Genomic DNA, 23828 nt, shown 5'->3' with positions numbered 1-23828 from the left:
CCCGTGGTGTCGGCTCTCCTACTTCGTGCGTTGACGCTTGTGCTGCGTAAGGGGGAAGGGATTCCTCACGTGGGCCTGGCCGGATCGGATCGGGCGTGGTAGGCCGTGCGGGCGTTCACAGTAGAGCGGTTGTACGTCGAATGAACGGATGTGCTCCCGGGCGGGGCCGGGGCTCGGGCGAGGGGCGGGGCGATGAGCGGGGACGGTCAGTCCCCGCGGTGAAGGGTCGGACGACACGGGGCCCTGCCAGTGCGGGTGGACGACGGCTTGTACGCCTTCGCGCGGACGGACAGGGTGATCCGGTGTGCCGTGGCGCGGCCCCGGCCGCGACTTCGCCGGGGCCGTTCCGGTAGGGCCTGAGAGCCCTTCGGAGCCGGGGAGGCCGCGGGGAGGACACCACCGGATGCCGGCCTGCGGGAGCGGACGGACCGGAACCGTGGCCGGTTCCGGCCAGGCGGGCGCGGGGAGGCGGGGCCTCCCCGCGCGGGGTCAGGCCGGGGGTTCGCTCCAGCCGACCTGGAGGAGGTCGGGGCGCTGGCCGCGGCGGGCCAGCAGGGCGCGGCCCGGGGGGAGCTGGCGGGAGGCGGTGCCGTTGGAGAGGCGGCCCTCCATGCGGTCGCCGGAGAACAGCACGCCCGGGCTGGCCATGTCGTTGAGCGCCTGGAGCACCGGTTCGAACAGGGCGCGGGCCGCGCCGCCGGTGCGGCGGGCCGCGATGACGTGCAGGCCGAGGTCGGCGCCCTGGGGGATGAACGGGGCCAGCGGCGCCAGCGGGTTGGACCGCGACCCCGTCATGTCCATGTCGTCCACGACGACGTACAGGTCCAGGCCCTTCCACCAGCTGCGCTCGCGCAGCTGCTTGGGGGTGACGTCCGGGCCGGGCAGGCGCTCCTTGAGCGACCCGGCGAGGTTCCTGGCGACCGCGTTCGTCTGCTCGGTGGTGGTGCAGTACGCCAGCAGGTACTCCTCCGGCACCAGCTCCAGGTGGCTGCGCCGGAAGTCCACCATGACGATGCCGATCTCCTTGGCCGGCCGCCGCATGATCTGCTTGACCAGCCCGCGCAGCAGGGCGCTCTTGCCGCTCTGCGGGTCGCCGAACACCACCAGGTGCGGGTCGCGGGTGAGGTCGGTGGTGGCCGGGGCCAGGGTGCTCTCGGCCATGCCCAGCACCAGCTCCAGGCGGCGGCCCCGGGGGGCGCGGCGGCCCTTGAGCAGGTCGTCCAGCTCCACCCGGGCGGGCAGGGTCTTGACGCCCTGCACCGCACCCTGGGGCCATCGCTCGCCGACGCGGGCGATGAGGTCGGCCAGTCCCTCGGACAGGTCGGCGTCGGTCGCCGACCCGTCCACCCGGGGCAGCGCCACGTGGGTGTGGTGCTCGGCGGCGGTCAGGCCGCGGCCCGGGGTGTCCTTGGGGACCTCGTCGGCGACCTTGCGGCCGATCCCCGAGTCCATGGGGTCGCTGAGCCGCAGCTCGAACCGGCCGCCGAAGAGCGCCTGGAGCCGGGACCGCACCTGGGAGGACGCGGCCCCGGTGAGGATGGTGTGCACGCCCAGGGAGGGGCCCCGGGTGGCGATGTCCATGAGGAACTCGTCGGCCTCGTCGAAGGTGTCCCGGACCGACGACCAGCCGTCGATCATCAGGAACACGTCGCCCGAGACGCTCTCGGGCACCTTCCCCTCGGCGCGCGCCCGGCGCAGCGCCGCGGGGGAGTCCAGCTTGTACTTGCGGAACGCCCGCTGGCGCCGGTCGAGCTGGGCGCGCACGTCCACCAGCACCCGCTGCACCTTCTCGGGGTCGGCGCGACCGGCCACGCCCGCCACGTGCGGCAGCCCGTCGAGCGACTGGAGCCCGCCGCCGCCGAAGTCGATGGCGTACACGACGACCCGGCCCGGCGGGTACCGCCAGGCGAGGGAGGCGACCAGGGTGCGCAGCATCGTCGACTTGCCGGACTGGGGCCCGCCCAGGATCACCACGTTGCCCTCGCCGCCGGTGAAGTCCAGCTCCGCGGGCACGGTGCGCTGCTCGCGCGGGATGTCGGTGAGCCCGAACACGGCGCGCATCTCCTCGGCCGGCGGCTCGGTGCCCGGCCCCGTCGGGACCCTGCTCCCGCCGTCCGCGCCTTCCACGCCGTCCTCACCGTTCTCGCCGCCCTCGCCCAGTGCGGCGAGCACGGTGTCGAGGGTGAGCAGCTCGGGCAGCGGCGGCAGCCACACCGGCCGCACCGGCGCCGCCCCGGAGGCGACCAGCCGGTCCACGATGACCTGGAGGATGGTCCGCTTCTCCGCCTTGGGCGCCTCCTGGCGGCCCTTGAGCGAGCCGATCAGGGAGTCCACCAGGGACCCGGCGCCGGTGACCTTGTCCAGGCCGTTGTAGGACAGCAGCGGCAGCACCGGCTCGTGCTCGTCCTTCTCCTCCTGCGCGGGCGGCTCGTAGGGCCCCGACACCATGGCGGCCTTGAACCGCTCGAACACCGAGGTGTCCACCTTCAGGTACCCGGAGCCGGGCTCGGGCGGCAGGTGGTAGGCGTCGCCCACCCCGATCGCCTCGCGGCTCTCCGCCTCGGAGAACGTGCGCAGGCCGATCCGGTAGGACAGGTGCGACTCCAGCCCCTTGATCTTCCCGGACTCCAGGCGCTGGGTGGCCAGCAGCAGGTGCACGCCGATCGACCGGCCGATGCGTCCGATCGCCACGAACAGCTCGGCGAAGTCCGGGTGGGCGGTGAGCAGCTCGGAGAACTCGTCGATGATGATGAGCAGGTGCGGCAGCGGCTCCAGCGAGGGGTCGCCCTCCCTGGCCGCCTCGTAGGCGTGCAGGTTGGGCAGGTTCCCGGCGTCCTTGAGGATCTGCTGGCGGCGCACCAGCTCGCCGAAGGTGGCCTCGCGGAACCGGGCCACCAGCGAGTCGTCGTCGGCCAGGTTGGTGATGAGCCCGGAGCTGTGCGGCAGCCGGTCGGTGTCGGCGAAGGTCGCGCCGCCCTTGAAGTCCACCAGCAGCAGTGCCAGGTTCTCCGGCGAATGGTTGATGACCAGCGACGCCACCATGGTCCGCAGCATCTCGGACTTGCCGGAGCCGGTGGCACCGACCACCAGCCCGTGCGGGCCCATGCCGCCGAACGCCGCCTCCTTCAGGTCCAGCAGCACCGTGTTGCCGCCGGGCCCGATCCCGATGGGCACCCGCAGGTAGTCGCCGGTGCTGCGGCGCGCCCAGGTGCGGCGGGTGTCGAGGTGGGCGACGTCGGGCACGCCGAGGATCTCGGGCAGGCCGACGGTGGAGTGCATGGCGTCGTCGCCGTCGGAGGCGGCGATGCCGTAGGGCGCCAGGAGGCGGGACAGGGTGGTGAGGTGGGCGACGCCGGCCCGGTCCGCCCTGCCCTCCAGGGGCGGGTGGAGGGGGTCCCCGTCCTCGGTGGCGAGCCCGTCGCCGTCCTGAGTCAGGACCCCGTCGGCGTCGATGCGCAGGCGCAGGTCGACCGCCTCGGGCTCCTCGCGCTTGTCGGAGACCAGGGCGATGACGTGGATGCCCAGGTCGGCCAGGGAGGCCACCGGGGGTTCGGCGGCCAGCCCGGACAGGGTGGACTGGTGCTCTCCGTCGAGGACCACTACCAGCCGCTGCGTGCCCGGGCCCGGCGGGCGTCCGCGCCGCCGTTGCAGGTCCACGGTGCGGCGTTCGATCTCGTCGGCGAGGAGTTCGGCGGCCTGCACCGTGTTCCCGGCGACGAACCGGGCGGGCATGGGCCCGTCCTTGGCGTCCTCGAACGTGTTGTGCGGCAGCCACTTGAGCCACTCCCACCGGTCGCGCAGCCGCTGGTCGCGGACCACGCCCACCCGCAGGTCGTGCGGGGAGTGGAACACCGCGAGCTGGGCGAGGAGCGCCCGGACCAGGGAGCGCCCGGCGGCCCGGTCGCCGATCACCGAGACCACGCCGTACTCGCGCAGCGGCAGCACCAGCGGCATCTCGGGCACGTCCGCGTAGAGGTCGATGAGCTGGTCGGCGGCGCCCTGGCAGACGGGGTCGTAGACGATGAGCGGGGAGGAGGTGTCGACCTTCAGCTTGAGCCGCCGGGCCAGCGGCCGGGTGCCCGTGCCCAGGCGCGCGTCGAGGAAGTCGGGGTCGGTGGCGCGCCGCTCCCAGCGCCGGGCGCGCGACCGCGCCGGCTCGGTGAGCAGGTCGGGGGCGGGGTGGCGGAACGCGTTGTCGGCCCGCTGGGTCGAGGCGACGTCCCGGACGATCTCGCGCAGCTGGTCCAGGTAGTCGAGGTAGCGTTCGCGCTGCTCGCGGATGCGCTTGCGGGGGCCGTTGTGCTGGGCGACGAACATGATGATGCCCACGACCACGCTGGCGAGCATGATCATGACCCCGGCGACGGCCATCAGCGGGCGGTGACCCATGGTGATCGACATCAGCAGCGACCCCGAACCGGTGATGATCGGCATGATGATCATGGCACCGGAACTCGACGCGGGCGCGTTCTCGGGCATCTGCGGAGGGGCTGCGATGACCAGCGGGGACGTCCCGGGGGCGGGGGGAACGCTGCGGGCAGGCCGGGGGACCGTCCTCGTCGCCACGGGCACCTCTCTTCCGTCCACCTACAGGGGGCTGGTGTCTGGGTGACTACGCTAGGCATGATCTCGCGAACGCCGCGAATCGCCTAATTTCACTTCAGTCCAGCCCCCGACCGGTCATGACGCCGCACAAGGCGTCCGAGCCGAGACGACGAAGGAACGATGGGTGTGAGTGGATACTGCCGGGTGACCGTCACCGGTCCGGAACGCTGGGCGGATCTGGCCCTGCCCGGGACGGTGCCCGTGGCCGCGCTGATGCCGCGCATCGTCGAGGTCTGCGCCCCCGACGACGGGTCACTGGAACCCGCGGCCTGGACGCTCACCACCGTCGACGGCGCCCCCGTCCACCCGGACGAGCCCCTGGAGGGGGCCGGGGTGCACGACGGCGACGTGCTGCTGCTGGAACGGCGCACCGCTCTGGGGAGACCCGCGCACGTGGACGACGTGCGCGGGGCGGTCGAGGACCGGATCGACGCGACGGCGCGGATCTGGAACCCCACCACGACCTTCGCGTTCGGCCTGCTGGCCGCCGTGATCGGGCCGCTGGCGGTGCTCGGGCCGGCGATGCGCCTGTACCCGTCGCCCTGGCACCTGGCCGTGGCGGTGCTGGGCACCCTGTTCGCGATCGGCGCGATGGTGATGGCCGCCCGGCGGCCGCTGCCCGCCGTCGCGCACGTGCTGCTCGCCGCCTCCTGCGTGTGGGGCGGGGTGGCGGCGGCGACCGCCGCCGGGCTGGTCACCCGCTCCGAGCCCCTGGTGACACTGGCGTTCGCGCTGGTCGGCGCGCTGCTGGTGGCGGCGGTGGGCTGGGCGCTGCACGAGACGGGCCTGCCCTACATCGCCGGACTGGGCGTCGTGGCGCTGGCGGCCGCGGTGCTGGTCGTGGTGGGCATCTTCGTGTCGCCCGTGTACGGGGCGCGGTCGATGGGGATCCTGCTGGCGCTGTGCGTGGGCGTGCTGCCGCGGGTGGCGATGGTGATGGGCGGGCTGTCGGGACTCGACTACGAGGTGGGCCGTTCGGGGCAGGTCGCCACCGAGCGGTTCGAGGACACCTTCACCAACAGCGACCGGCTGCTTCTGGGCATCGTGACGGGCGCGGCGGTGTCGGGGGGCGCGGTCGTGGTCCTGCTCGGGGTGCTCGCCGAAGGGCTGCCGGACCTGCTGCTGTGCGGTCTGCTGTCGACGCTGCTGGTGCTGCGCTCGCGCCTGTTCGACCGGATCCGGCACGTGCTGCCGCTGCGCCTGGCCGGCCTGGTCGGGTTCGGCGCGACCGGGTTCGCGGTGGCCGGGGAGTACGGGTTCCTCGCCGCCTGGCTGCCGGGGGCCGCGCTGCTCGCGGGCGTGGTCCTGGCCTCGCTGAGCTGGGTGCGTCTGACCGACGTGCCGCGCGCGTCGCTGCGCCGCCTCCTGAACTGGACGGAGATCCTGGTGGTCATCGCGATGTCCGGGGTCTTCGCCTGGGCGATGGGGCTGTTCGGCCTGGTCGCCCGCATGACCGGCTAGTCCGTGACCCGGGGCGGTGCCGCCGCTTCGGACCGGTCCCGGGCCGGAGGCTCCTCCCCGTGCTCCCGGGCGGCCGCCCCCGCGGCGGCGCCCTCGGTGAGGGCGGCGATCCGGCGGCGCCGCCGCACCTCGCGCAGGGACACCCCGACGATGCGGGTGGCCACCACCGCGCCGATCACCGCCAGCGGCAGGACCAGCGCCGTCACCGGCTGCCGGATCCCCTCGTAGCGGGCGCCGGAGCCGTCCAGCACCAGGAACCCGGCCGGGCGCGCCCGTACGGCGCCGACCCCGCCCGCACCGTCGCCCCCGGTGGCCAGGAACCGCCCCGAGCCGCCGCCCATGAGCGTCAGCGACGCCACCCGGGCCACCGGGACGACCGTCGTCGCCCCGTCGGAGACCGGCGCGCCGAACACGGTCTCGACGCGCGCCGAGCCGCCGGTGCGCTCGATCAGGCCGGACAGGGCGGCCACGGCCGGGTGGCGTGCGGCACGGCGCGCCGCTGCGGATTCCGACATGTTCGTTCGTCCCCCCGGGAGTGAAAGCGGTCTTTCACGCTATAACGCCCATCGCCGCGCCGGGCGGAATCCCCGGCCCCTGGCGCGTTCCGGCCAACCGGAGCCGCCGCGCCCGGCCCGCCACGCCCGGACCCCCGTCGCCGGCCCGCCGGCCCCGGTCAGAAGAGCGGCTCGCCGGGCTCGAAGGTGTCCGGGTCCACCGGGACCACCCGGTCCTCGGGGGTGATGACCACCAGGGCCTCCCCGTCCGGGTGCTCCGCCGCGCGCCGGAACCGGAGCGGGTCCTCGGCGCCGGCCAGCAGGTCCTCGCCGCTGCGGACGTCCCACACGTACGAGGTGTGCTCGGCGGTCTGGTCCCCCTCCGCCCCGGTGAAGACGTACCAGTCCGCGTAGAGCCGCTCCCCGTCGGGGGAGAACCCCAGGTGCCCCAGCTCGGCCCTCGTCCCGGCGTCGGCGAACCCGCCCATCGTGAACGACCGCACCTCGCGGCGCCGCGCGTAGTCCCACCACACCAGCCGGTCCCCGGAGACGAACACCACCTCGTCGGTGCCGGGGACCACGAGGAAGTCCGGCTCGGTCAGGTCCCGGACGGTGTGCAGCTCCTCGCCGCTGCGCACGTCCCACACCGTCAGCTGCGAGGCGTCGGCCGTGATGATCCGCTCCGAGTCGGGCATGGACGCCGTGATGACGGAGTCCTCGACCGCCTGACCCACCGGCTCCCCGGTGGCGGTGTCCACCAGGCCCACGTGGGGCTCCTGCATGCGGGCGTCGACGAAGACCGTCATCAGCGAGCCGTCGGGGCTGAACCCGACCTCCCGGACCGACTCCGGCTCGTCCACCCACACCCCGTCGGGGCCGCTGGGGCCGCGCTGCGGGCCCAGGTGCTCGACGGTCGTCCCGGACGGCAGGTCGAACGAGGTCGCCATGGTCACCGGCGTGTCCACGCCGTCGAGTTCGCGCTCCACCCCGGCCGCCACCAGGCAGCCCGTCGGGGAGAACACCGGGGCCGTCGGCCCGGACACCCCGGCCAGCCGGGCCACCTCCTCCCGGGTGTCCCAGTCCCAGATGCTCAGCCCCTCGGTGGTGAGCACCGCCAGCAGCTCCCCGGAGGGGTCGAAGGACAGCGCCCAGGCCGGGGCCCGCTCCCCGGACAGCCGGTCCTCCGGGGCGGGGTAGGCGACCCCCTCCGAACAGGGGGAGCCCTCGGACATCACCGGGGCTGCGGGCTCCTCCTCCCGGCCCGCGTCCCGCCAGGCCCACACGCCGGCGGACGCGACGGCGGCCAGCGCCACCGCGCCGGCCGCCAGCGCGACGGCCCGCCGCGGGCGCGGCCGCGGGTCCGTGGCGGCAGGGGCGTCCCCGGCGGCCTCGACCAGCGCCCGCTGCTCCCCGGCCCGGGCGCGCACCGCCGCCAGCACCTCCCGCGGCCAGGGGTCGGCCGCGCGCGGCCCGCCGAGCATCCGCACCAGGTCGGCGGTGCCGGGCCGCAGCACCGGGCTGTTGCGCAGGCACGCCTCCACCAGGCCGCGCAGTTGCAGCGGTACCCGGGGCAGCCCGGCGGGGCCCTCCAGGCCGCTCGCGGCGTACGACACCGTGGCCGCCCATGAGAACACGTCGGTGCCCGGGCCGGTCCCGCCCTCGGGGGCGGCGAAGGAGGGGTGCGGCGCCCGCAGGTCCACACCGGCGACCGCCCACTCCAGGCCGGGGTCGGCCAGCAGGGCCCGTTCGGTGGTGACCAGCACCCCGGCCGGCCACAGCGACCCGTGCGCCCGGCCCGCCGCGTGCACGTCGTCGAGCGCCAGCGCCAGGTGCAGGGCGAGCGCGTGCAGAGCGTCCGTGGACAGCGGCCCGACCTCGGCCACCAGGTCGGGGAGCCCCATGCCGTAGGGGTGCTCCACCGCCGCCCACGGCACCGCGCCGCGCAGGTCGGCGGCCAGCACCGTGCACACACGGTCGCTCTCCAGCCGGTACCCGGCCTCCACCAGCTCTCCGAACGCCGCGCGGAACCGGGCGTCGGTGGCGTGCTCGGAGCGCACCACGCGCACGGCCGCGGGCGGCCCGCCCGGGGCGGAGGCCAGGTAGATGCGCGCGTAGGCGTCCTCGCCCAGCCGGGAGTGGAGCCGGTAGGGGCCGACGGAGGGCGGGTCGTGCGGGTGCAGGGGCTGCATGGTCCTTCAGAGGGTCTCCGGGAGCGGGGCGGGGCGGCCGGCGGGGATCAGCCGATGCGGTCGATCAGCCTCATGCGGGCGGGGTCGATCACCCAGACGGGCGCGTTGCCGATGGGGACGGCGGCGAGCACCTCGTCGTCGGGGTGCACGGTGAGCCACTCGATGAACCCCTCGTCGCCGTCCTCGGTGATCTCCCGCCCGGTGGACAGCTCCCACACCTTGGTCCCGAACAGCGGCAGGTCGTCCTCGGTGATGAAGAAGTCCGACCCCTTGTAGTTGGCGTACACCCGGTCGGCCGTCGGGTTCACGGCGACCTCTTCCAGAGAGCCGCCCTCGGGGACCTCCGCGGTGAACTCCCCGAGCCGCTCCCCGTCGGGCAGGGAGGTGCGGACGATCCGCCCGTCCTGGGTGACGTGGAACATCTCCGATCCGGAGAACGCGATGTTGGAGCCCAGCGTGGACCGCACCCCCTCCAGGCGCAGGACCTCCTCGCGGGTGCCGGCCTCCCACAGGATCAGCACCCCGTTGTGGTCCACGCCGACGACGTGCCCGCCGCCGGGGGTCGTCCGTATCTCGTCGGCGGGGCCCGGCCCCTTGTAGAGGCCGGTGGCCTCGCCGGTCTCCAGGTCCAGCTCGATCACGGCGGCGTCCGACCCCCAGTCCGAGTACAGCAGGGACCCGCCGTCGGCGGCGAACGCCACCGTCTCGGCGTCGGTGCCCTCCTGGAGGACCCGGTGCTCCCCGGTCTCGACCGTGATGACGTGGACCCCGTCGGAGTCGGCGTAGGCGATGCGGCAGCCGTCGGGGGACACCACCGGGACGGCCCCGAAGCCGTCCGTCTCGATGCCGATGAGGCCCAGCTCGGTCTTCTCCCGCCAGTCCCACAGGGCGATGCCGCTGTCGCCCCCGGCCACCATGACGTCGCCGTCGGGCGAGAACACCGGGGTGAGCATCTGTGAACCGGGGGCCCGGGGGTGTTCCCGGGCGGCGTCGGCGTACTCGGGGGCGATGTGCTCGGCCAGGTCGCACCGCTCGCGGGAGCCGGGGCGCTCCTCGGGCCCCCCGTCCTCGCCCGGCGACGACACGGCGGCCCAGGTGCCGACCCCGCCGGCCAGGGCCAGCGCGGTGGCGGCCGCGCCCGCGGCCAGGAGCCGGCGGCGCCGCCGGGACCGCTCCAGCGCGCTCCTGTCCAGCGGGTGGGCGTACACGGACGACTCCACGGCCTCCCGGTACTCGCGGGCCGTGGCCTCCAGGAGCGCCGCGGCGGGCGGCGGCAGCCAGTCCGCGGCGGAGGCCGCGGGCGGGGCCGGGCCGCCCAGCACCTCCAGGACCTCGCCCGTGGTGGGCCGCAGGGCCGGGTCCTTCTCCAGGCAGGCGGTGACCAGCGGCCGCAGGGAGTCGGGCACCCCGGTCAGCACCGGGTCGTGGTGGGTGATCCGGTACAGCACCGCCGACGGGTGGCCCTCGCCGAAGGGGCCGCTGCCGGTGAGGGCGTAGACCAGTACGCCGCCCAGCGCGAACACGTCGGACACGGTCCCGCCGGGCTCGTTCCGCACGTTCTCCGGCGCCATGTACCCGGGGGTGCCGATGATCCGGCCGTCCTCGCCGTGGGCGTCCCCCAGCGCGCCCGCGATGCCGAAGTCGATCACCTGCGGGCCGGACGCGGACACCATCACGTTGCCGGGCTTGAGGTCGCGGTGCACAGCCCCGTCCGCGTGCACCCGGCCCAGCGCCTCGGCGATCCCCCGGCCCAGGAACCGGACCGCCTCCTCGGTGAGCGGGCCGGTGAGCTGCACCAGGTCGTGCAGGGAGGGCCCCATGACGTACTCGGTGGCCATCCACGGCGTCTGCCCGGCCGGATCGGCGTCCAGCACCCGGGGGGTGTAGGGGCCGTGCACACGGCGGGCCAGGTCCAGTTCGCGTGCGAACCGGCCTCGGAAGTCGGGGTCGTAGGCGTACTCGGCGCGCACCGCCTTGACGGCGGCGACGGTGCCGTCGGGGCCGGTGCCCAGGTAGACACGGCCCATGCCGCCCACCCCGAGCAGCGCCCGGATCCGGTAGGGGCCGACATCGCGCGGGTCGCCGAGGGTCAGTGGTCGCATGACGGGCTCCTCAGGTCAGCTCGGCCACGGTGGCGTACTCGCCGTCGAGGATCAGGATCCGGCCCCCGCCGTCCGCGACGACCGCCAGGTGCTCCCCGTCGGGGTGGGCCGCCAGCGGCGCGTACACCGGCACGTCGGTATCGCGCACCAGCTCCCCTGTGGCCGGGTCCCAGGCACTGCCCCGGTCCTCGGCCCACCCGAAGGCGGCGCCGTACAGCAGGCCGCCGTCGTGGGAGTAGCCGAGCCCGGTGATGGAGCCGTGCGCCTCGGACGGGGCGTCCATGGTGCGCAGCACTGCCCCGGTGGCGATGTCGACGGTCCGGACCTCCCCCTCCCGGTTGTGGACCGCCATGGTCCGGCCGTCGGGGGACAGGGCCGCGTAGCCGATCACCCCCTGCTCCCCCGGCAGGGTGTGGACGACCTCGCCGGTCTCCGCGTCCCAGACGGTCACGTCGGAGGGGTCGTCGCCCCAGTCCGTGACGACGCCCACCAGGTACGCGTCGCCGACGGCGAACTCCAGTTCGCTGAGCGCCCCGTCCACCGGGATCTCCAGGTCGCCGGGGTCCCCGGTCTCCACGTCCCAGATCTGGATGAGCCGGTCGTTGTCCGGGTTCCCGCCCTCGGCGGCCAGCACGGCCACCCGGGACCCGTCGGCGGTGAAGGCCGGCATGTCGTAGAAGCCCCGGTCCTGGTTGTCGTAGCCGATCCGGGTGATCTCCTCGCCGGTCTCGGCGTCCCACAGCATGACGTACTCGTCGTTGAGGCCGAAGCCGACGGCGGTCAGGCCGTCGGGGCGCAGGTCCGCGGCCTCGGGGGCGGGGGAGGCCAGGGTCCGGACCAGCTCCTGGCCGCGCCAGTCCCAGACCGAGACCCCGGAGATCCCGAAGACGTACAGGGTGTCCCCGTCCTCGGAGAACACCATGTCGTAGATCCAGCCGGCCAGCGGGGACTCCCCGCCCTCCGACGGTTCGGCGGACGGGCTCCCCGACGGTTCGGCGGCGGCCGTGGCGGAGGGGTCCGCCCCCGGTCCCCCGGCCGGCGACCCGCGTTCGGGCAGGGTCAGGGCCAGCGCGGTGCCGCCCAGCAGGACCGCCGCCGCGGCCGCCGCCGACACCGCGGTGATCCGGCGGCGTGTGCGGTCCCGGCCGCCGGGCCCGGACGGGGACCCGGGCCCGGTGCCGGGCAGGACCGCCTCCGGCCCGGGCACGGACGGAGGGGGCGGCGCCATCTCCTCGGTGGTGCGCTCGGCCTCCTCCACGGACCGGGCCCGGTCCTTCCGGAGGTCGATCTGCTCGGTCACCGGCGAGGGCAGCCAGCCGTGCTCGACGGAGGGCAGCGGCAGCTCCGCCAGCCCGGCGAGGATGTCGGCGGCCTCCGGGCGCGCGTCCGGGTCCTTGGCCAGGCAGCGGGCGAGCATGTCGCGCAGCGGCCCCTCGGGGGCGGCCGCCAGGTTCGGCACCCCGGTCATCACGCGCCGCAGCACCCCGCCGACCGGGCCCCCGCCGAAGGGCGGTTCGCCGCTCGCCGCGAACAGCACCGTCCCGGCCAGGGAGAACACGTCGCTCTTGGGGGAGACGCCCTCGCCCACCACCTGCTCGGGCGAGGTGTAGGCGGGGGTGCCGAAGGTCTGCCCGGTGCGGGTCAGCACCGTGCCCTCCACCGCGCGGGCGATGCCGAAGTCGATCACCTGCGGCCCGCGCGGGGACAGCAGTACGTTGCTCGGCTTGAGGTCGCGGTGCATCAGCCCCGCCTCGTGGATGGTCCCCAGCGCCCGGGCCAGGCCCAGGGTGAGGACCAGCAGCGACTCCGGGGGGAACGGCGCACCGGACAGCACCGCCTCCTTGAGGGTCGGCCCCGGGACGTACTCGGTGGCCATCCACGGCACGTCCGTCTCGGTGTCGGCGTCCACCACGGCGGGGGTGAACGGCCCGCGCACCCGGCCCGCGGTGCGCACCTCGCGGGAGAACCGCTTGCGGAACAGCAGGTCGTGGGCCAGTTCCTCGCGGACCACCTTGAGCGCGGACAGATGGCCGTCCGGGGTCCGGGCCAGGTAGACCCTGCCCATGCCGCCCTCGCCCAGGCGGGCGAGCAGGCGGTGGGGCCCGATGCGCTGCGGATCGTCGGGGGACAGTGGTCGCACGGCGGACACGTTCCTCACGGGTGCGGGGTACGGGGGCGGAGAGGGTCCTCCGTCAATGTAGCGGTCCCGTGATGAACCGTTCGAGGAGTGCCCGAACCGGGACCCCGGGTGATCACCCGGCCAGCAGGCCCATGAGCGTCATTTCCATGTCGTACACGGCGATATCACCGGTCTCCTGGCGCACGCCCGCCACCCGCGACCCGTCCGGCGAGATCGCGACGGGGAACAGCGCGGGCGGCGTCCACTGGGTGTCCTCCGGCGCGCCGCTCGCGAAGTCCCACACCGCCATGCCCGCCTCGTCGGTCCCCGGGCCCAGCAGGGCGGCGATGACCAGGTCCGAGGAGGCGCTGTAGACCACGTCGACGGGGACGCCTTGGCCCTGGTCCGGGACGAACTCGCGCACCTCCCGGTCCGTGCTCGGGTCCACCAGCAGCACCCGGTCGCCGCGGGGCACCAGTACCCCCCCGTCCCCGGGGACCACGTCGAACGCGCCCGCCCCCGCGCCGCTGCGGTCCCGCACGACGCCGATCCGGTGCTCCCCGGAGGTGCGCCAGGCGACGACCCCGCCGCCGGACTCCCCGGCCGCGACGGTCCGCCCGTCGCGTGTGTACCGCACGTCGGCCAGGGCGCCCGATCCGGAGAGCGAACCGGTCTCCTCCCAGGACACGGTGTCGTACAGGTGCAGGTAGCCGTGCCCGGGGCCGCCGTCCGTGGCCAGGGCCAGCTCCCCGCCGTCGGGGCTGAACGCCGCCGCCAGCACCTGCCGCTCCGCGGCCACCGTCCGGTTCCGCCCGGTGGCCAGGTCGGTGACCAGGGCGCCCTGCCGGGAGGCCTGGGCCACCAGGCAGCCGTCCGGGCTGAAGGCCGCCGGGGCGGGCGGCAGCAGCGCGCGGTCGTTGGGCAGGTGCGCCACGGCCAGGGAGGAGCGCCAGTCCCACAGGGTGACCCCGTCGTTGGTGGCCACGGCCAGGGTCGCGCCGTCCGGGGAGAACGACAGCTCCACCAGGGTGTCGGCGGAGAAGTCCACCTGCGGGTCCTCGGGCGGGGGCAGGCTCTCCGCGACGCCGTCGCGCAGGGGGCAGGACGAGGCCGCGGGCCCGGAGCCGCCCCGCGGGCCGGAGAGCGTGTACACGCCCGCCACCCCGATCAGCAGCAGGACCGCGAGCACCGCGCACAGCCGCAGCAGGACGCGACCGCGCCGCCGGGGCCCGGGGGCGGCGGTCACGGGGAAGGGGTCGAACCCGGGCCGGGGCAGCGGCCCCAGGACGGGAGCGGCCACGGAGCGGTAGGACTCCTCCGCCCGGGTGACCGCCGCGCGGCTCCGGGGCGGCAGCCAGCCGGGTTCCGGGGGCTCCTCGGGCAGCGGCCCGCCCAGCTCGTCCAGCAGCCGCGCCGCCGTCGGCCGGTTCTCCGGGAGCTTGTCCAGACAGGCTCCGACCAGGTCGCGCAGCGCGTCCGGGAGGCCGGACAGGTCCGGGGGCTCGCGCAGCACCCGGCGGACCACCGCGGCCGGGTCGTCGGCCCCGGACACGGGCCCCGCGTCGAAGGGGGCGCGGCCGGTGGCGGCGAACAACAGGACCGAGCCCAGCGAGAACAGGTCCCCGGCCGGCAGCACGGTGCGCCCGGCCAGGTATTCGGGCGCGGTGTAGGCGGGCGGTCGGGCCTCCCGGAGCGCGGCGGAGTCCGCCAGGGCGCGGCCGATGCCCAGGCCGATCAGCCGCGGTCCGGCGGCGTCCACGAGCACGTGCGCCGGGGACAGGTCGCGGTGGACGCACCCCTGGCCGTGCAGCCGTTCCAGGGCCTCGGCCAGGCCCCGGGCCAGGAGGAGCAGGGAGGGCTCGGGCAGGGGCCCGCCGCCGCGGACGAGGTCGCGCAGGCAGGGGCCGGCGACGAAGCCGGTGGCCACCCAGGGGTGTTCCGCGGACAGGTCGTGGCCCAGCAGGGGAGGGGTGAAGCGGCCGCGCACGAGGGCGGCCTCGGCGGCGTCGCGGGCGAAACCGGTGCGGAACCCGGGGTCGGCGGCGAAGTCCCGGCGTACGGCGCGCACCGCGGCGGGGCGGCCGTCGGGGGAGACGCCCAGGTACACGGCGCCCAGATCGCCGGAACCGAGATGGGCGATCAGGCGGAAACCACCGAGGCGGTCGGGCTCGTCGGGGGTGAGGGGGCGCATGGGTCCTCTGGGGGGTCCAGGGGTGGGTGAGGACGCGGTCGGGGCGAGAGGGGTAGGGGACACCTTAGTCCGTTGTCGGCGTCGTTAGGGCACGATTCGGGACCAAGGTCGCCCTTGATGCTGTTTCCCGTACCTCGTCCGCCTATGCGGCTGATCGTCGCCGATCTCCTGGGTGCTCTGGGGCGGAAGAGAAGAAAGTCCTTGAATGAGTGGACCGCCCCGGTATCGCGACGCCGCGGACCCCGGGACGGTGGACCCTCGGGGTGGCTCGGGGGCCGGGTCGGGCCGGAGCTGTGCCCGCCGTCGGCCCGGGCAGGTGGGCCCGGGGCCGGTGGACTCTCGGGGTGGTCCGGGGTGCCGGGCCGGGGCGGCGGTGCGCCCATGCCGGGGAGGCCGGGGCCGGTGGGTCCGGGGCAGGTGGACCCGGGACGGTGGACCTTCGGGGTGGTTCGGGGCGCCGGGCCGGGGGTGCGTCCGCCGCCGGGGAGGCCGGGCCCGAAAGGGCGGACGGGCGGCCGTGTGGGCGGGAGCCGGGGCGGGGGGAACAGCACGACGGCCGACCCACCGTGCGGTGGGTCGGCCGTGGAAGTCCTAGGGGGCGCGGTGCGCCCTGCCGTGGCTCACCCCGTGTCCGCCGGGCGCGGGCCCGGGTGCGGGGCGGCGGTCAGGCGGCGACCGGCTGGGAGCGGTACGACGGCTCCGGGGGGAGGGCGACCGGGTTGAGCTTCTCGGCGGCGCCGACCGGGTCGCTGGCCGGGTGCGACATGGTGCCGCCCTGGAAGAGGTCGTTCCAGAAGAAACGGCCGTCGCGGCACCACACGTTGACGTCGTGCTTCACCGACATGACGGCCATGTCCGAGGTTCCGGACCAGTAGAACTGGCGGGAGGTGGAGGCGGAGAGTTCGCCCAGCAGGGCCGTGATCGCGCGCTGTGCGCAGAAGGCGTGGCGGGGCTTGTGCTTGACCCGTCTGGCAAGTGCCGACTTCACCCGGGAGGCCCGGGGGTTGTTCAGTCGCCAGTGACTCAAGGTCGTCTCCAGTGTCTCGGTTGCCGCGGTCATGGCCTGTGTGGCGGTTGCGGCCACGTCGCCGCGGTTCGAGGGCCGCCGTCCCGTCCTGGGGCGTTGACGGCTTCCCTCCACAAAGTTGGTGAGGTTCAGAGGTTGTCGTTACCTCGTAGTTATTCTTTGCGTTCCGGATGCTAGCAGCACCTCACCCCCGGCAGTCGAGAGTTCTGAGAGTGACCAATGTCACATTTAACGAAAGGGTCTCGACCACGTGTCGTATGAGACATGCAGGTCAGGCCATGTTTTTCGAACAAGTCTCCGAGGCACTGGATGGCGATTACTCATCGGTAATCCCGGGTCGCCTGTCGGGAGAGTCACCCGGTTCCGGGACTCCTGGTGCGCCGACCATTGCTCTGTGTCACTTTGCCCGGCTTGCATGTCCTTGACCCTTGGAGCGGTCGCCTTTGCCCCGTCCGGGGGGATGCGGCGCCTTTCGCCGGGATGAGGGCCGACCGCCGACGGCGCGGCGTTCCGGGACCGTCCGCACCCCCGGTGTGGGGACGGGTCGCCGCACTGGAGGAGACTGGAATGGTCAGACCTCTACGAGAGAAGTGCCCGTGACCCAGACTCAGACATCCGGTGACAGGACGAAGGAGACGGCCGTTCCCGCAGAGCCCTCGGGCGGCGCCCGCGCCTGGGTGGTGTGGGGCGTCGCCGTGATCGGTTACTTCCTGGCGATGGTCCACCGCAACGGCCTGGGCGTCGCCGCCCTGGAGGCGCAGACGCGCTTCGACGTCGGGCCCGCGGTGCTCTCGCTGCTGCCGATGCTCCAGCTCCTCGTCTACGTCCTGCTCCAGGTGCCCACGGGTCTGCTCGCGGACCGCCTCGGCCCCCGCTTCACCCTAGTCATCGGCATGGTCGCGATGGCGGGCGGCTCCTGCCTGTTCGCGCTGGCCCCGGGCATCGAGGCCGCGATCGCCGGGCGCTTCCTCATCGGACTGGGCGACGCCCTGGTCTTCCTCAACGTCATCCGCCTGGCCGCGCTGTGGTTCCCGCGCTCCCGCTACGCCCTCGTCAGCGGGCTGACGGGCGTGGTCGGCGGCACCGGCCAGGTCGCCAGCGCCGCGCCCCTGGCCTGGGCGCTGGGCGGGGTCGGCTGGGTCGCGGCGTTCCTCACCACCACCGGGCTCACCCTGCTGGTCGCGCTGCTCGTGCTGGCGGTCGTGCGCGACCGTCCGGAGGGCGCGGCCGGGCACTCCACCGTCATCGACCCCATCCCCGTGTGGGCGGCGCTCAAGGAGGCCCTGTCCGCGCGCGGGCCGCGCATCGGCATGGCGCACCACGCGGCGATCATGGCGCCCTTCACGATGATGATGGTGCTGTGGGGCTACCCCTTCCTCGTCACCGGGCTGGGGCTGGCCGAGGGCACCGCCGCCCTCACCCTCACCGCGCTGGCCGCCGGGGCGCTGTGGACGGCCCCGCTGGTGGGCGCGCTGGTCGGCCGCAGGCCGGCGCTGCGCGGAGGGCTGGCCCTCACCCTGGTCTCCGTCATCGGCCTGGGCCTCGTGCTGCTGGTCGCCTGGCCCGGCGGGGTGCCCACGGGGGTCGGACTGGCGGTCATGGCGGTGTGCGCGGTCGGGCAGACGCTGGCGCCCACCATCTCCTTCGACTACGCGCGCGACGGGATCCCCGCGGGGCGCACCGGGGTCGCCTCCGGACTGGTCAACATGAGCGGGTTCACCACGGCGGTGGCGTGCACCGTGGCGGCCGGGGCGATCCTCCAGGCGCTGCCGCCGGGGCCGGACGCGTTCCGACTGGCGTTCCTGCCGATCTGCGCGACGACGCTGCTGTCGGGCGGCGTGCTCGCCGCCCTCGTCCTGCGCCGCCGCTGAGGGCGGCCGGGGCGCGCGGGGAAAGCACGTGCGCGGGACGCCGGGGGCGGAGAGGATGTCCGTCATGCTCGCCTTCTACGACGCGCACGTGCGCGCCCTGCCCGACCCCCTGCCCGCCGGTGTCACCGCCGAACACGACGGGCCGCTGGTGCGGCTCCTCGGCGGCCACCGGGGGTTCGTCGCCGCTCCCGCGGACCTCCGGGTGGACGGGGCCGACCTGGACCGGCTCATCGCCCGCCAGCGGGACCGCTTCGCCGGGCTCGGGCAGGCGGTGGAGTGGAAGACCCACGGCCACGACCTGCCCGCCGACCTGACCGACCGGCTGCGCGCCGCGGGGTTCGAGCCGGAGGAAGAGGAGACGGTCATGATCGCCCCGGCGGAGGACGTCGCCGCCGAGCCCGTGCCGCCCGAGGGGGTCGTGCTGCGCCGGGTGGAGGAGCGGGCCGACCTGGAGCGCATCGCCGCCTTCCAGGGCCGCGTGTGGGGGGACGACCGGTCCTGGGTGGCGGACGACCTCGCCGCGCAGCTCGCCGCGAACCCCCGGGGCACCGTCGTCCTGGTGGCGGAGGCCGGGGAGGAGGTCGTGTGCGCCGCGCGCCTGGAGGCCCGCCCGGAGGAGGGGCACGCGGGCCTGTGGGGCGGCTCCACGCTCCCGGAGTGGCGCGGCCGGGGGATCTACCGGGCGACCGTCGCCGAGCGCGCCCGCCTGGCGGTCGCCATGGGCGTCCGCTACCTCCAGGTCGACGCCTCCCCCGACAGCGCCCCCATCCTGCGCCGCCTGGGCTTCACCGCCGTCACCACCACGACCCCCTACGTCTGGACGCCCCCGGCCGCCGACGGCCGGTAGGAGGGCCCGGCGCCGGGGCGTGGCGGGGGCGCGGGAAGGTCGGCGGGATGGCGGAGGATGGGCGCATGACGTCACCACAGCACCACCGCATCGACTACATCGAGCTCCCCGCCGACGACCTGGAGGCCTCCAAGCGCTTCTACGCCGAGGCGTTCGGGTGGGGGTTCAACGACTACGGCCCGAACTACGCGGGCATCCGGGGGCCCGGCGACCGGGAGGTCGGCGGGCTCAACCCGCAGGGGAGCGGACACCGCGGCGGCGGCCCCCTGGTGCTGCTGTTCTCCGACGACCTGGACGCCACGGCCGCGGCGGTCGAGCGCGCGGGAGGCAGCATCCTGGCGGGCCCCTACGCCTTCCCCGGCGGGCGGCGCTTCCACTTCGCCGACCCCGCGGGCAACGAACTCGGCGTCTGGGCCGAGTCCTAGAGCAGGCCAGCGGCGCGTAGCGACGCCAGGGCGCGGTCGGGGTCCAGGGCGGGGTCGTCCCCGCCCCGCAGGGCCCCGGCCAGCGCCCGCACGGCCGCCTCGTCCGCGGTCCCCCGCTCCAGGCGGTCGAGGAAGGCCAGGACGGCCTCCTCGGTCTCCCGGCCCTCGACCGGCGTCTGCGCGAGCACCCCCTCGGGGCCGCCGCCCGCCCAGGGCACCGACATGGCCAGCCCGTCGTCCTCGAGGTCGTCCGGGTAGGGCGCCCGCGCCCAGGCGCCGTCCTGCCACCAGTACAGGTAGCCGATGGTCATCCCGGCCGCCTCGTGCCTCAGCTCGTCCCACGGCAGCCACTCCGGGCCCCCGGCGAGGAAGTCCACCGGGTCGTCCCGCAGGTGTCCGTGGCTGCCGTCGGCGTCCTGGCCCCAGAAGAACGCGCGCCCGCCCGGCCGGCGGCCCAAAGACCACCACCAGGAGCCCCCGCCCCCGTCCGGGCACGACACCTCGCTCCCGTCGAAGGTGATGTCCGCGTCGAACAGGTGCAGCAGCACGGCGCGCGCCCACAGGCGGTCGGCCGGCAGGAGGTCCTCGGGCAGGCTCGGTCGGTGCATGCCGGGACTCTAGCGGGTGCCGACGACGCGGAAGGGGGCGGGGCCGTGCGGCCCCGCCCCCTTCGCGGTGGCGGTTTCGGTTCCGGGTCCGGACCTAGAAGGCGGACTCGGGGACCTCCATGAGGTCGTTGGTGACGTTCTCCGCGATGCGGCGCTCGGCGGCGATGCGCGGCAGGAACTGGTCGGCGAAGAAGCGCGCGGCGGCGATCTTGCCGGTGTAGAAGTCCTTGTCGTCGCCCTGGGCGCCGTCGATCTTGTTCAGCGCGACCTCGGCCTGGCGCAGCAGCAGCCAGCCCAGGACCACGTCGCCGAAGGCCATGAGCAGGCGGACCGAGTTGAGGCCCACCTTGTACAGCTCGCGCGGGTTCTCGGCGGCGCCCATCGCGTGGCCGACCATGACCTCGACGATCTTCTCGACGTTCTCGGTCGCCTCGAGGAGCAGCTTGCGCTCCTCCTTGAGCTGCCCGTTGCCCGCTTCGCTGTTGGCGAAGGCCTTGATCTCGCCCGCGAGGGTGCCCAGCGCCTGGCCGCCGTTCTTCAGGATCTTGCGGAAGAAGAAGTCCTGGGCCTGGATGGCGGTGGTGCCCTCGTAGAGGGTGTCGATCTTGGCGTCGCGGATGTACTGCTCGATCGGGTACTCCTGCAGGAAGCCGGAGCCGCCCAGGGTCTGCAGCGACTCGGCCAGCAGCGCGTAGGAGCGCTCGGAGCCGACACCCTTGACGATCGGGAGCAGGAGGTCGTTCATGGCCTCCAGCGCGGAGTGGTCCTCGCCCTTGGCCTTGGCGATTTGGATGGCGTCCTGCTGCGTGGCCGTCAGCGTGACCAGGGCGCGCATGGCCTCCACGTAGGACTTCTGCGTCATGAGGCTGCGGCGCACGTCCGGGTGGTGGGTGATGGTGACCTTCGGGGAGTCCTTGGCGCCGGCGAGGTCGTTGCCCTGCACGCGCTCCTTGGCGTACTCCAGGGCGTTGAGGTAGCCGGTGGACAGGGTGGCGATCGCCTTCGTCCCGACCATCATGCGCGCGTACTCGATGATGAGGAACATCTGGCGGATGCCGTCGTGCTTGTCGCCGACGAGGTAGCCGATGGCGGGGTGCTTGTCGCCGAAGGTCAGCTCGCAGGTGGTGGAGGCCTTCAGGCCCATCTTGTGCTCGACGTTGGTCACGTAGGCGCCGTTGCGCTCACCGAGGGAGCCGTCCTCGTTGACCAGGTACTTGGGGACGAGGAAGAGCGAGAGGCCCTTGGTGCCGGGGCCCGCGCCCTCGGGGCGCGCCAGCACCAGGTGGAAGATGTTCTCGGTCATGTCCTGCTCGGCCGAGGTGATGAAGCGCTTCACGCCCTCGATGTGCCAGGTGCCGTCGCCCTGGTCGGTGGCCTTGGTGCGGCCGGCGCCGACGTCGGAGCCCGCGTCGGGCTCGGTCAGCACCATGGTGGCGCCCCAGCCGCGCTCGATGGCGAGCCGGGCGAACTCCTTCTGCTTCTCGTTGCCCTCGGAGTAGAGGATGCTCGCGAAGCCCGGACCGGCGGAGTACATGTGGATGGACGGGTTGGCGCCCAGGATCAGCTCGGCCGCGGCCCACACGAGGGAACGGGGCGCGCCGAGGCCGTCGAGCTCCTGCGGGAGGTCGAGGTTGTACCAGCCGGCGTCCATGTAGGCCTGGTACGACTTCTTCAGGCTCTCGGGGATCCGGACGGTGTTGGTCTTGGGGTCGAAGACCGGGGGGTTGCGGTCCGCGTCCTCGAACGACTCGGCGACGACGCCGGTCGCGAGGCGGTTGACCTCGTCCAGGATCGTCCGCGCGGTCTCCTCGTCCAGCTCCTCGAACGGGCCCTGGCCCAGGATGTCCTGGCGGTTGAACAGCTCGAAGAGGTTGAACTGGATGTCGCGCAGGTTGCTCTTGTAATGCGTCATGGACAGCTCCGCTGTGTCCCTGGCCGCGGTGTCTGTACACGCGGATCTACCGACTAGTAACAAGTCAATGTTACTACCGAGTAGCGCTCTGCGCCAGTAGGGGGAGGAGGCTGTGTCCCGTCGGACAGGGGGATGTGGCGAAACGCCTGGTGGAACGGGGCGGACCGGACGGCCGGGGAGCGGTCGGGCGCCCGCGCCGGCGCGCGGCCCTCAGACGGCGCCCCCTCCGCCCACCGGGACCAGGGTCAGCACCACCCGGTCGATCCCGTCCAGGTGCAGCAGCGTGTGCGCCGCGTCGTCGGCGAACCCCGAGATCACCAGACTGCGCAGCCCCAGGGCGGTCGCGCACAGCGTCACGTTCTGCGCGATGTGCCCCGCCTCCTGGAACAGCAGCCGCAGCGCCCGCTGCCCGTACCCCGCCCGCAGCCGGCCGACATCGCCGACCAGGAACACGAACGCGCCCGCGCTCGCCGTCACCATGCCGGGCATCCCGTCCGCCGACGGGCGCAGGAAGGGGGACAGCGCCGTCAGCCGCTCCACCGGCACCGGCCCGTCCGCCCGCACCAGCACGTGCCCCTGCGGCCGGTAGCGGTAGGTGCCCGGCTCCAGGCCAGCCACGTCCCGCACCACCGCCCACACCTCGGTCGCGTACGCCCCGCCCGGGCTGGGGTGGTTGCGCGGCGGCCGGTGCCGCCCCGCCTCCCCGGCGCGTTCGGCGCTGATCCCGGCGGCGTGCCCCAGCAGTGACGACAGCTCCGCCAGGGTCGGTCCGGGCCCGTAGGCGCCGTGCGCGCTGGACCTGCGGGCCAGCACCTCGCTCAGCGGGGCGGTGAGCGGCGGCGGGGGAGGCAGCTCCGTGACGGGCGCCCAGGGGAAGGGGTCGTCGGCCGCGGGCCGTCCGTCGGGGGTGGCGGACGACGGGCGGGCCTCCGCCGGCTCTGCCGGGGGCGGGACCGGCCGGGGCAGCTGGGCCGTGGCGATGCCCTCGGCCCGGTACTTGGAGGCCTCCGCGTAGACCCGGTCCGGGGCGGCCGCCCCGTCCGCGAAGTAGTCCGGGGCCGCCTCCCAGCGCGGGTACGCCAGCGACACCAGCCAGACGATCCGCCGCTCGTCGTCGATGTCCAGCCCCAGCCGGTTGTGGTGCATGTGCAGCAGCGACCACACGATCCGGGTGAGGTCGTTGGCCAGCGGCCGCCCGGCGTGCAGCGCCCGCAGCCGGTCCACGGTCTCCCCGAGCGCCCGCGTCCACAGGTGGTGGGTGCTGCCGCCCTCCTGCGACACCAGCCGCTCCAGCACCGAACGCCGTTGCAGCCACTTGGCCGGGGCGGAGTGGAACAGCCGCTCCGCCTCCAGCCGGGGGGTGTCGCCGCCCCGCGCCACCTCCGCCGAGAAGTCCCAGGCGGCGTGGTAGCCGCGGGCCTGGCGCACCGCCTCCACGTCGCCCAGCCCCAGCACCCCGAACGCCAGCGACACCATGTCGGCGGCGACCGCCTGCCGCTGCCCGGCCCGGGGCGCGGCCCGCAGCACCGCCAGGGCGACGGCGGTGCTCGCGCAGAAGAAGTCCTCGCACACCTCCAGCGCGTCCGGGCCTCCGTAGCGCTCGGTCTCCGGCTCGTAGACCGCGTCGGCGACCTCGCCGTCGGCGTGCCAGTCGGAGTGGTCGGCCTGCGGCAGCCCCCGGTAGTAGGTGTCCGGGGCCAGGTCCAGGGCCGCGGCGGAGGTGCGGGCGGCCGCCGTTCGCATCCGGGCGGCGAACCCGCGCACCGCGTCGGGGTCGGCGTCCAGGAACCGCACCCGCAGGTGCGGGCCGCCCGCCCAGTAGCGGATGAAGAACCACGCCTTGGCGCCCCCGTCCGAGACCAGGGCGTCGGCGGCCGGGGCCAGGTGTTCGAGCAGGAACGCGTCGATGTCCTCGCGGCTGCGGTGGAGGTGGACGTACACGGCGGACCAGGTGCGGCTCATCGGGGTCCTTCGGGC

14 protein-coding genes are annotated in these 23828 nt (G+C 74.6%); 4 read left to right on the top strand and 10 right to left on the bottom strand.

All coding sequences use genetic code 11. From position 1 onward, the window contains the following. Positions 1 to 489: 489 nt before the first annotated feature. Positions 490 to 4443 (bottom strand): type VII secretion protein EccCa, encoded by a 3954-nt coding sequence (gene eccCa / locus ACFVNO_RS18770; RefSeq protein WP_378894285.1) that lies wholly within the window; start codon positions 4441 to 4443, stop codon positions 490 to 492. 288 nt (positions 4444 to 4731) lie between these two features. Here eccCa and eccD point away from each other — a divergent pair, with 288 nt between their 5' ends. Continuing rightward, on the top strand, positions 4732 to 6066 hold the full coding sequence (eccD, locus tag ACFVNO_RS18765) for a type VII secretion integral membrane protein EccD (RefSeq protein ID WP_378894280.1): 1335 nt from the start codon (positions 4732 to 4734) through the stop codon (positions 6064 to 6066). Here eccD and ACFVNO_RS18760 read toward each other — a convergent pair. The 6 genes from ACFVNO_RS18760 to ACFVNO_RS18735 all read right to left on the bottom strand — a co-directional run bounded on the left by ACFVNO_RS18760 (position 6063) and on the right by ACFVNO_RS18735 (position 16188). Continuing rightward, positions 6063 to 6581, bottom strand: coding sequence for a hypothetical protein (locus ACFVNO_RS18760; RefSeq protein WP_355257666.1), 519 nt, complete (start codon positions 6579 to 6581; stop codon positions 6063 to 6065). The two genes, eccD and ACFVNO_RS18760, sit on opposite strands and share 4 nt — an antisense overlap. 158 nt (positions 6582 to 6739) lie before the next feature. Beyond that, positions 6740 to 8749, bottom strand: a complete 2010-nt coding sequence (locus tag ACFVNO_RS18755) for an acyl-ACP thioesterase (RefSeq protein ID WP_378894100.1) — start codon at positions 8747 to 8749, stop codon at positions 6740 to 6742. Positions 8750 to 8796: 47 nt separating this feature from the next. Continuing rightward, entirely contained in the window at positions 8797 to 10851 is a 2055-nt protein-coding gene (locus ACFVNO_RS18750; RefSeq protein WP_378894097.1) for a WD40 repeat domain-containing serine/threonine protein kinase, read from the bottom strand. A 10-nt stretch (positions 10852 to 10861) separates the two neighbouring features. Then, the gene (locus ACFVNO_RS18745; RefSeq protein ID WP_378894095.1) at positions 10862 to 12991 is read right to left on the bottom strand and encodes a WD40 repeat domain-containing serine/threonine protein kinase; all 2130 of its coding nucleotides are present in this window, start codon (positions 12989 to 12991) and stop codon (positions 10862 to 10864) included. A gap of 112 nt (positions 12992 to 13103) precedes the next feature. After that, complete coding sequence (locus tag ACFVNO_RS18740) at positions 13104 to 15161, bottom strand: protein kinase (protein ID WP_378894093.1); 2058 nt, start codon at positions 15159 to 15161, stop codon at positions 13104 to 13106. Positions 15162 to 15825: 664 nt separating this feature from the next. Further along, entirely contained in the window at positions 15826 to 16188 is a 363-nt protein-coding gene (locus ACFVNO_RS18735) for a hypothetical protein (RefSeq protein ID WP_220564341.1), read from the bottom strand. 596 nt (positions 16189 to 16784) lie between these two features. On the opposite strand from ACFVNO_RS18735, the gene ACFVNO_RS18730 reads away from it, so the two are divergent. The 3 genes from ACFVNO_RS18730 (at position 16785) to ACFVNO_RS18720 (ending at position 19331) form a co-directional block, all read left to right on the top strand. Further along, positions 16785 to 18059 carry an MFS transporter gene (locus tag ACFVNO_RS18730; protein WP_355257650.1) on the top strand — a complete coding sequence of 425 codons (1275 nt, stop codon included), beginning with the start codon at positions 16785 to 16787 and terminating at the stop codon, positions 18057 to 18059. 64 nt (positions 18060 to 18123) lie between these two features. Beyond that, positions 18124 to 18906, top strand: a complete 783-nt coding sequence (locus tag ACFVNO_RS18725) for a GNAT family N-acetyltransferase (RefSeq protein ID WP_378894090.1) — start codon at positions 18124 to 18126, stop codon at positions 18904 to 18906. Positions 18907 to 18971: 65 nt separating this feature from the next. Next, on the top strand, positions 18972 to 19331 hold the full coding sequence (locus ACFVNO_RS18720; protein ID WP_378894087.1) for a VOC family protein: 360 nt from the start codon (positions 18972 to 18974) through the stop codon (positions 19329 to 19331). Here the strand turns inward: ACFVNO_RS18720 and ACFVNO_RS18715 are convergent. From ACFVNO_RS18715 to ACFVNO_RS18705, 3 genes are all read right to left on the bottom strand, one after another. Further along, entirely contained in the window at positions 19328 to 19939 is a 612-nt protein-coding gene (locus tag ACFVNO_RS18715) for a hypothetical protein (protein ID WP_378894084.1), read from the bottom strand. The two genes, ACFVNO_RS18720 and ACFVNO_RS18715, sit on opposite strands and share 4 nt — an antisense overlap. Positions 19940 to 20033: 94 nt before the next feature. Then, entirely contained in the window at positions 20034 to 21851 is a 1818-nt protein-coding gene (locus ACFVNO_RS18710) for an acyl-CoA dehydrogenase (protein WP_355257642.1), read from the bottom strand. Between the two features lie 210 nt (positions 21852 to 22061). After that, positions 22062 to 23813 carry a thiopeptide-type bacteriocin biosynthesis protein gene (locus ACFVNO_RS18705; RefSeq protein WP_378894080.1) on the bottom strand — a complete coding sequence of 584 codons (1752 nt, stop codon included), beginning with the start codon at positions 23811 to 23813 and terminating at the stop codon, positions 22062 to 22064. Positions 23814 to 23828: the final 15 nt, after the last annotated feature.

The organism is Nocardiopsis sp. NPDC057823, assembly GCF_042797335.1.
GTDB lineage: Bacteria > Actinomycetota > Actinomycetes > Streptosporangiales > Streptosporangiaceae > Nocardiopsis > Nocardiopsis changdeensis.
This window is presented reverse-complemented; position numbering and strand designations above follow the sequence as displayed.

Coding starts and splice junctions, on each gene's coding strand:
- ACFVNO_RS18705 (WP_378894080.1), bottom strand. CDS start 23,813: ATGAGCCGCACCTGGTCCGCCGTGTACGTCCACCTCCACCGCAGCCGC.
- eccCa (WP_378894285.1), bottom strand. CDS start 4,443: ATGATCATCATGCCGATCATCACCGGTTCGGGGTCGCTGCTGATGTCG.
- ACFVNO_RS18750 (WP_378894097.1), bottom strand. CDS start 10,851: ATGCGACCACTGACCCTCGGCGACCCGCGCGATGTCGGCCCCTACCGG.
- ACFVNO_RS18760 (WP_355257666.1), bottom strand. CDS start 6,581: ATGTCGGAATCCGCAGCGGCGCGCCGTGCCGCACGCCACCCGGCCGTG.
- ACFVNO_RS18755 (WP_378894100.1), bottom strand. CDS start 8,749: ATGCAGCCCCTGCACCCGCACGACCCGCCCTCCGTCGGCCCCTACCGG.
- ACFVNO_RS18720 (WP_378894087.1), top strand. CDS start 18,972: ATGACGTCACCACAGCACCACCGCATCGACTACATCGAGCTCCCCGCC.
- ACFVNO_RS18715 (WP_378894084.1), bottom strand. CDS start 19,939: ATGCACCGACCGAGCCTGCCCGAGGACCTCCTGCCGGCCGACCGCCTG.
- ACFVNO_RS18740 (WP_378894093.1), bottom strand. CDS start 15,161: ATGCGCCCCCTCACCCCCGACGAGCCCGACCGCCTCGGTGGTTTCCGC.
- ACFVNO_RS18725 (WP_378894090.1), top strand. CDS start 18,124: ATGCTCGCCTTCTACGACGCGCACGTGCGCGCCCTGCCCGACCCCCTG.
- ACFVNO_RS18710 (WP_355257642.1), bottom strand. CDS start 21,851: ATGACGCATTACAAGAGCAACCTGCGCGACATCCAGTTCAACCTCTTC.